The 8,136-nt window shown below is 48.4% G+C and carries 10 protein-coding genes; 7 read left to right on the top strand and 3 right to left on the bottom strand.

All coding sequences use genetic code 11. The features are described from left to right. Positions 1–241 precede the first annotated feature (241 nt). The 5 genes from AC5OW4_RS02345 to AC5OW4_RS02325 all read left to right on the top strand — a co-directional run bounded on the left by AC5OW4_RS02345 (position 242) and on the right by AC5OW4_RS02325 (position 3,662). A complete protein-coding gene (locus AC5OW4_RS02345) occupies positions 242–826 on the top strand; it encodes a GNAT family N-acetyltransferase (protein WP_072683893.1) in 585 nt (194 codons plus the stop codon). 155 nt (positions 827–981) lie between these two features. After that, positions 982–1,782, top strand: coding sequence for an HAD-IIB family hydrolase (locus AC5OW4_RS02340; RefSeq protein ID WP_072683892.1), 801 nt, complete (start codon positions 982–984; stop codon positions 1,780–1,782). 83 nt (positions 1,783–1,865) lie between these two features. Then, positions 1,866–2,528 (top strand): MmcQ/YjbR family DNA-binding protein, encoded by a 663-nt coding sequence (locus tag AC5OW4_RS02335; protein WP_072683891.1) that lies wholly within the window; start codon positions 1,866–1,868, stop codon positions 2,526–2,528. Positions 2,529–2,650: 122 nt separating this feature from the next. Then, complete coding sequence (locus tag AC5OW4_RS02330) at positions 2,651–3,223, top strand: GrpB family protein (protein ID WP_072683890.1); 573 nt, start codon at positions 2,651–2,653, stop codon at positions 3,221–3,223. A gap of 25 nt (positions 3,224–3,248) precedes the next feature. Next, complete coding sequence (locus AC5OW4_RS02325; protein WP_072683889.1) at positions 3,249–3,662, top strand: hypothetical protein; 414 nt, start codon at positions 3,249–3,251, stop codon at positions 3,660–3,662. A gap of 287 nt (positions 3,663–3,949) precedes the next feature. Here the strand turns inward: AC5OW4_RS02325 and AC5OW4_RS02320 are convergent, their stop codons facing one another. Beyond that, a complete protein-coding gene (locus AC5OW4_RS02320) occupies positions 3,950–4,720 on the bottom strand; it encodes an AIM24 family protein (RefSeq protein ID WP_072683888.1) in 771 nt (256 codons plus the stop codon). 221 nt (positions 4,721–4,941) lie between these two features. Here AC5OW4_RS02320 and AC5OW4_RS02315 point away from each other — a divergent pair, with 221 nt between their 5' ends. Beyond that, on the top strand, positions 4,942–5,763 hold the full coding sequence (locus AC5OW4_RS02315; protein ID WP_072683887.1) for an HAD family hydrolase: 822 nt from the start codon (positions 4,942–4,944) through the stop codon (positions 5,761–5,763). Positions 5,764–6,216: 453 nt separating this feature from the next. On the opposite strand, the gene AC5OW4_RS02310 is transcribed toward AC5OW4_RS02315, so the two are convergent. After that, positions 6,217–6,543: a dATP/dGTP pyrophosphohydrolase domain-containing protein gene (locus AC5OW4_RS02310; RefSeq protein ID WP_072683886.1), complete on the bottom strand. Its 327-nt coding sequence runs from the start codon at positions 6,541–6,543 to the stop codon at positions 6,217–6,219. Between the two features lie 89 nt (positions 6,544–6,632). Further along, positions 6,633–7,259, bottom strand: a complete 627-nt coding sequence (locus AC5OW4_RS02305; protein WP_072683885.1) for a hypothetical protein — start codon at positions 7,257–7,259, stop codon at positions 6,633–6,635. A gap of 255 nt (positions 7,260–7,514) precedes the next feature. Here AC5OW4_RS02305 and AC5OW4_RS02300 point away from each other — a divergent pair, with 255 nt between their 5' ends. Then, a complete protein-coding gene (locus AC5OW4_RS02300) occupies positions 7,515–8,120 on the top strand; it encodes a uracil-DNA glycosylase family protein (RefSeq protein ID WP_072683884.1) in 606 nt (201 codons plus the stop codon). The last annotated feature ends 16 nt before the right edge of the window (positions 8,121–8,136 follow it).

The following is an 8,136-nucleotide window of genomic DNA, read 5'->3' as shown; positions in this document are numbered from 1 at the left end:
ATCCGTACGTACGGTGCAATGGGAGGGGCGAAATTTATTTTCCCTCTACCCTATTATTGAATCAGACATGGATAAATCAGTCAGTAATAGTTAAAGCTGACTGAAAAGTTCAAAGAATACGGACAGGGAAGACTTTGATTATGATGAAAATCACGGGCTGCGGAAAGAATGATTTTTCATAGACATAATCATTGCGTATAATTAAGACAAAAGACTTAATATGAGAGAAGGGGAGGAAGGAATGAACACACCGGAATTGGAGACAGAACGTCTGCGGTTAAGGAAATTCACAGAACAGGATATTTCCGCAATCTATGCCATTTTCAGCGACAAAGAAGTCAATACATACCTGCCGTGGTATCCGCTGACCAGCGTTGCTGAAGCGAAGACTTTTTACGAGGAGAACTTTGTTTCGGTTTATGCAAAGCCGCAGGGCTATGCTTATGCGATTTGTCTGAAAAGCGACGGAATTCCGATTGGTTATATCCATGTAAGCACGGGCGAGAGCCATGATCTGGGATATGGTTTACGCCGCGAATTCTGGCATCGCGGAATTGCCGCAGAAGCAGCCCGGGCGGTGATTCATCAGGTGCAAGAAGACGGTTTTCCCTACGTCACGGCCACGCATGACGTAAATAATCCGCGCAGCGGCCATGTCATGCAGGCAGTTGGGATGCGTTATCAATATTCTTATGAAGAAATGTGGCAGCCAAAGAACTTTCTGGTTACATTCAGAATGTATCAGCTCAATTTAGATGGAAACGATGGCCGGGTATACCGTAAATATTGGGACAGCTATGACAACCACTTTGTTGAAACTTTGTAATACTTCCGTTATTTATTCAATCTTCGTAAACAGGAATTGACGGGAATGAAGGAATATAGTATATTCTAATTAGAACATGTCTATATAGATACAATTCGGAAAGGAAGGGCCCGAGGGGAAAGCAGCCATTCATCTCGTTGGACCCCAGGTAAAAGATGAAACTGTTAATCTCAGATTTAGACGGAACGTTGTACCCACGAAAAGAATCTCCCAATCCCAACCAGCTTCAAGACAACCTGAATGCGGTCAGACGCTGGGTGGAACATGGCAATAAATTTGCGGTTGCGACAGCCCGGGGGCTGCATCATTATCCGGTCATTGCGGAGAAATTGGGCTTTGATTTTAATTTTATCGGCGGCAATGGCGCGGCGGTACGGCTGGAAACCGGCGAGACGATAATCAAGCAGCTGCCCTGCAGCGTGTACCTTGATCTGTGCCGCTATGTCCTTGAGAATGATCTGAATATCAGTGTTGCGACCGGCTATCATGACTGCTGGCTGTGGTCCGGCAACGACCGTTACCCGCGCGGAGTTCCGGCCTATGATTCCCTGTGGGATTCGATTGTGGTCGCGAAGCTGGATGAAATCAACCCAGAGGACGGCGTCGAACGAATTCAGATCTTTGTACCGCCGCATCAGCGCGACGCGTTCAAAGAGACGCTGAGCCGGCGGAATTATCCGGGGATCATAACGACCAGCGACTGCGATATGATCGACATCGGTCCGCTGAACAGTTCAAAAGGCATCTCCATCATGGAACTATGCGCAAAGTTTGGAGTGGACCGCGATCAGTTGATCGTCGTCGGCGATTCTGAAAACGATATTCCGATGTTTCAAACGACCCGGCACAGCTATTGCATCGACATGGCCGAGCCGCAGGTCATAGCCAGCGCAGCGCACAGCGCCGCTTCGGTTCAGGCGGTTATTGAACAATGGCTGGATAGAGAATCGGCGTGAGGATATGCTGATTATCCCTGTTTTGGAGTTGTAGAAAACATCGCATGCGGGTTGAGGACAAGACCGCTGAGAGGAGAAAAAACATGAGGGAATGGGAGGCCCTGTTTCATTTCAAAAAACCGGATCCGGCGCGGCTGCTTGCCTTCGGGTTCCGCGAGTCCGGTAATCAGTTTTTATGGGAAACGCCGATCAACGAAGGTCAGTTCCTGCTTCGCGTCGTTGTGGATAAGGGGCAGCCTGACTATTCATTGACAGATCCGGCTACCGGAGAAGAATATACGCTGATTAAATCTGAAGCCGCGCAGGGTCATTTCGTAACGGTGCTGCGCGAATTGTGCCGGCAGGAACTTGCCCGTATTGCCGCCGCCTGCTTTATCACCGACACGTTTCAGGCGGAACAAGCCCGGCGGATCGTCGGCTATCTCCGCGAACGTTATGATGTGCAGCCGGAATACCTTTGGGAAGCTTCGCCCCATTCCGCAGCTTTGCGCCATAAGAAAACCTTGAAATGGTTTGGCGTGCTGATGACGATTGAAAGCCGCAAGCTGGATCCGCAGCGCGAGGGATGGATCGAAATTCTTGTCGTAAAAGCACAGCCGGCTATGATTGCGGAAGAAGTCGGTAAGCCAGGCCAGTACCGGGCTTTTCACATGAATAAAAAGCACTGGATCACACTGACGCTGGACGGTGTCCTGACAGACGCCGCGATCCAGAACTGGATTGATAAGAGTTTTGCGATGACATAAGAAAGCGAAAGCGTGAGCGTGTAGCCGGAGGCGGGATCTTCGCCGCGAATCCGGGATCACTCAGGCTTAGACGTTTCAGCTGCTTCATCCTGGCCTTCACTGCCCGCAAAGGAGGACTGTTTATGACAAAGGCTTTATCTGAAATGTCGTTAGAAGAATTGTGGCATCTCTTTCCAATCGAATTGGTCCCGCCCCGTCAGGAATGGCCGCAATTCTATGCAGAGGAATCTTCATTCCTGAAAAGTCAGCTGCCTGAAAATCAGCTGATCCGCATGGAACATATCGGCAGTACGGCCATAGGAACAATTTGGGCGAAACCGATTGTGGATATTCTGGTGGAAACGACGGAAGAGGCGAATTGGGAAGACATGCAAGCACGGCTTCTCGATGCGGGATATTTATGCATGAGTCAGTCGGAGTTGCGAATGTCCTTCAATAAAGGCTATACGCCGCAGGGCTTTGCGGAGCGTGTCTTTCATCTCCATCTGCGCCGGCCGGGCGATCATGACGAGCTGTTTTTCCGGGATTACCTGATTGATCATCCAAAAGCCGCTTTGGCATATCAACAGCTGAAGCTGTGGCTGGCAAAATTGTATCGCTTTGATCGTGACGGCTACACCGCGGCTAAAACGGAAATGATTCGGGAGTATACGCAGAAAGGAAAAGCGGAAAAATACCGCGAGAATGATTTTTGAGTTCATTAAGAACAGGAGAATAGAAATGATAAGAAATCCAGAACAGACGATTGGAAAACTGGCGGATCATGTCAGCGATGTCGTTTGCAGCTTCATCGACGATCAGGGATATCCTGAAACCTGGACGCTGCCGCAAGCCTGCCGGCGTGAGGGAATTTGCGGCTTCTGGTTTGAAGTGGAAGCGGCGGCGTTTTCTTTTCCGGGAATTGATCAACGGCCAGCCAGCCTTTACTTTATGGATCAGCGGTTTTACCGCGGCGTTTGTTTGAAGGGGTGGCTGACAATCATCGGCGTTCAGGAAGACCCGTTGCCAAAAAGGACGGAAGCATCCCGGGAAAAGCGGGAACCCGAGGAATCAGGGAAGATCAGAATTCTATTTACCGCCAAAAGCGGAAGGTATTACAGCCATTTCCAATCGTCCGACTTCATCGTTCAGTAAAGTCTGAAATCGGGAAGTAAGACGGAAAATGCTGGCGCAGGGTTCAGGACTGCGGCGTGCCGATCTTCGAAGCGCCTTTCATTGAAAGTGAAGAAATATCGGGATTTCCTGTCGATCATGTTTTTCTTCGTTGTAAAAAAGGGTCAGGCTCCCCGATGTCAGACAGCGGAAATCTTGTGGAAGGAATAATGCAAGATCTTTGGCCCGCGAAGAAAAAAAGATCCGAAAGATTTCGGATCATAGAGGACGGAAGCACCGATATTCCGTCTTTTTTTGCGTAAAGGATCTTATCGCGGCAGCGTTGCGACCGGCGCTAACAAAACCTTCCCTGTGCCGCGATACACGTTGACCAGTCCTTCGCCGGAAGCGGCAGAACCGATCAGGGACTTGCTGGAACGCTCCACGGTAAATTGCAGCGAATTGCTCCAGGCGATCGCAAAGTTGCCGTCAACCTTCAGCACGTCGTCTTTCAATGTGATTTCCACCAGTTCTTCTTTCGGGCAATCGGATTCAATGCAGAAGACGCCGGACCCGTTCAAGCTCAAATTAAACAAACCTTCGCCGCCCGCTACCGCGGAGGAGAAATTCGAGCGCATGACTGCTTTGTGCTGCAATCGGGAGTCGCAGGCTAAGAATAAACCATCGTCAAGAACGACGGAGCCGTTCCAATCTGCGGCATCCATCAAGATTAAATGTTTGTAAGTCGGCTCCAGCACCAAGGTGCCGCTGCCGGTGTATTCCGGCTTGATCGCCGATTCGCCGGTTGCCTTGCCGCGGATCGCTTTGCCTAACAGATCGCCGACTCCTTTGACGCCGGTCGTTGCCTTCACATCGCCGACCATCCACTGCATCGCGCCGGCCTGGACGGTGATATCGGCCTGCGCCAGATCGCAAAGTACCTGCCGTTTGCGAACATTCATCTCATTGCAATAATAAGCGGTCATGGCAGAGCCGGGCGTAACGCTGAGATCGCGCAGATATTCGATGACGGTAAATGGGCCGAGCTGATCAAGCGTCCGGACGTCGTCGTTATCCTGAAAATTCTTTATCTGATACATGGGATTCCTCTTCTTTCTTTTTTCAATTATACCATGCGCGAAGTGGAGCCAGGCCGGACTTTTGTTAATTTCAGGTTAAGTTTTAGGGTTTCTGGTTTGGGATCCAGAAGAGGCTGACATGGAAATTTTTGTGTGAATTAACGAATTTACGAATCAATGTCCGCATTCCCTGTTTTTTGATTTATAATGAATAGGACTGTGAAATCAGAGAGGACTAGAAAATGGCGATCAAAGCAATCATGTGCGACGTGGATGGAACGTTGCTGAACAGCCAGGGAGTCGTTTCTCCCTATACCATCGAACAAATTAAAAAAATAAAAGCGCAGGGCGTTCTGTTTGGTCTGGCGACGGGCCGGGATGTGCATAGTGTTAAAAATCAACTGGAGCGTTGGGGCATTAACGGACTCGTCGATGCGATTGTCGGTACGGGCGGCGCGGAAATCGCTGACTTTCTGTTGAATGTGGAAAAAAGCAGTTTTCCTTTGGACGGTGACGTTATCCGTCAGGTCATCCAACATTATCAGGATCTGGATGTGAACTTTGCGATTCCCTGGCAGGGGGAATTGTTTGCGCCCAAGGATGACCGGTTCATCCAGCGGCTTTCCCGGGTAGATCATATTCCCTACCATGTGGTCGATTATGATGAATTTCTGAATCAACCCCGGCCGAAGGTCATGATTGTCTGTGATCCGGAAATGATGGAAACGGTCGTTGCCCGCAGTCATACGTTTACCGTTCCGAAAACCAAATCGGCCGGCCTGATCACGGCCAGCGTTTTGTTCGAATACATGGATCCGCGGGTATCGAAAACGCAGGGCTTGAAAGAAGTCATGGCGCTGCATGGTTTCACCATGGAGGAGCTTTGCACCTTCGGCGATGCGGATAACGATTACGACATGACGATCCATGCCGGAATGGGCGTGGTCATGGCCAACGGCAGCGAGAAAACAAAAAGTGCCGCGGATTTTATCACGGCGGATCACGATCACGACGGCGTCGGGAAGTTTATCGCCCAGCATCTGTTGGCAGAAAAAAATAGCTAAACGCAAAAACAACGGGATTCAAATCCCGTTTATTTTTTTATTGCTTTAATAGACGGAAATCTTCTTGTAAGTCTGCATAAAAGTTTATGATACCATGAGAAGATGGCTTAAAATCATGGTTTTCCGCATAGTTCCATTTATTACTTTATATCTCCGATTAAGTCAGTTTTGTAAAGTTGAGCACCATTTTAGCACCACAAAATAAGGCAAGAAATAAAAACACAGGACGGTATTATCATGCCCACGAAGGCGATTCAGGATACCCTTGTTCATGCCGCTATGCTATGCATTAGAGGTTCATCAGGTCTTGCCAATACAGCTTTTACAATGGATAGAGTGTGGGGGTTATACCTCAAAGGTCCATTAACCTTCGTCACATTTCTAAAAATCATTTGTTTCCGTCTATGAAAGAAAGAGAGATTTTTGCTTGTTGGAAATATCCCAAACTGGAATTCACCAGCGTTTCATATTTTTTTCAAATTTGGTCGTATATGCCTCTTTGAGTTCTTCATCACTGATTCCATAACAAAGAAGGACATCGTTGTAATACATAAGAACATCCGCCATTTCCTCAATCAGATGTCTTCGTAACGCATGATCTTCAAGTGCCTTGACGTCTCCATTTTTCTTAATAATATCTACGACCTCGCCTATTTCGCCGATCATCCACAACAATTTGTGTTTTCCCGCTTCAGGGCCAATCGTTTCCCACTTATCTTTATATTTTTCCTGCAATGTCTGCTGCATGAAGAGCATATCCTTAATGCTGAAATCGCTCATAAATTGCCTCCACAAATTTTGCTTTGTCGTTTTGTACGTTTCTATTATAGCACCTACATATAGGGTTTTCTATTTGCGATTTTCAAGGATCACTTTGAAGGCAGCTGCCGTGAATTCTCTGATTCCTGAAAAATCAGAGTCAAGGCCCAGACCTCGTCCTGATCGGAAAAGTGATCCGGTTTGAAAAATTGTTCCAGATTTACTGCGCCCTTATTTTCATGGGTGGAAATCTGTTGAACCAGTATGGGGAATTCCCGGCCTTTCGTCCATGACGTTTCTTCACTCAGAACCGCCGTTGATAAGACCGCTTGTTCCGGCATTGAAAAATCGGGATTTTCCACGCGCAGTTCGTCTTTCACACAGACATTATCGCATTGCATAATCAACGTATAGCCCTTCGGCAGTCCGTCGGTATATACGGCGATGCGGCCGCGGAGGCCGGATAAGCTTTGATCGCCGGTCCATTGGGCTTCCCATTGTCCCTGATTCAGCGTATAGACCGTATAATGCAGCGATTGAACGGAGCTGTCCGTTGTAAACTGGAAAATCAGGGGATCTGACGAATAGCCAAATTGTTTGGCAATCGCGGCGTCTTCCTGATTGAAAGCAGCGGCTTTCAGGCTGAGTTCTGATTTTGAACCGGCGGTCTGTTGGCAGCTGCTCAGCAGACTGAGCAGAAGTCCGGCAAGACAAATTATTCTCGTACTTGGTTTCATCCTTTTTTCCTCCTTTTATAACGCTTCAGCAAAATGGCTGATCTCTTGGATCGAAACTATATGAACTCGGTTTTTTCGCCCTTTGGATGAATCGGATCATTGAATCGTTGCGTCGTTTTGCTTCTGACTGAATTAAAGCATTTTCCTTACGCTTTTGCAATGAGATTCCAATGGTCAACAGCCTGAAGGAACACCGGATGAATTCCCTAAAAGCGTGGTATAATGAAACAAAGCACGAGGATTGAGGAACAAGAAATGAACAATGAAGAGCGAAGGGAACAATTTGAACGGTTGAAAGTTCAGCTTCAGAACTGCCGGGAATGCCGGCAACAGATCAAGGATGAACCGCGCCCGGTATTTCAGGGAAATCTCGATTCCAAAATATTTCAGATCAGTCAGGCACCGTCCCGGCGCGTAATGGAAACCGGACTGCCGTTTAATGACGCCAGCGGCAAAAAGCTGAAACAGGAGTGGTATCAGATTACGGATGCGGAATTTTATGATCCCGCGCTGTTTTATATTGCTTCGATCGCCCGGTGTTATCCCGGTAAAGCCAAAGGCAGCGGCGATCTTCGACCGCCGAAGCAATGTGCCGAGCTGTATCTGCGGCGGGAACTGGAACTGGTGCAGCCGCAGCGCATCATTTTGATCGGCAGCTATGCCGCACAGTGGTTGTATCCTGAACTCGCGCTGGAAGAATTAATCTTCCATACACAGAGCTTCCGGGGGATTCCTGTTTTTACGCTGCCCCACCCTTCTCCATTAAACCGCAAATGGCTGAAGGATCATCCTGACTTTGAGCAGCGGCGGATGCCGGAAATCCGCGCTCAAATTCACGCCGTGATTCGTAAAAGAGGTTGATGACAATGATTTCCCG

It is taken from the genome of Holdemania sp. (assembly GCF_986127675.1).
This window is presented reverse-complemented; position numbering and strand designations above follow the sequence as displayed.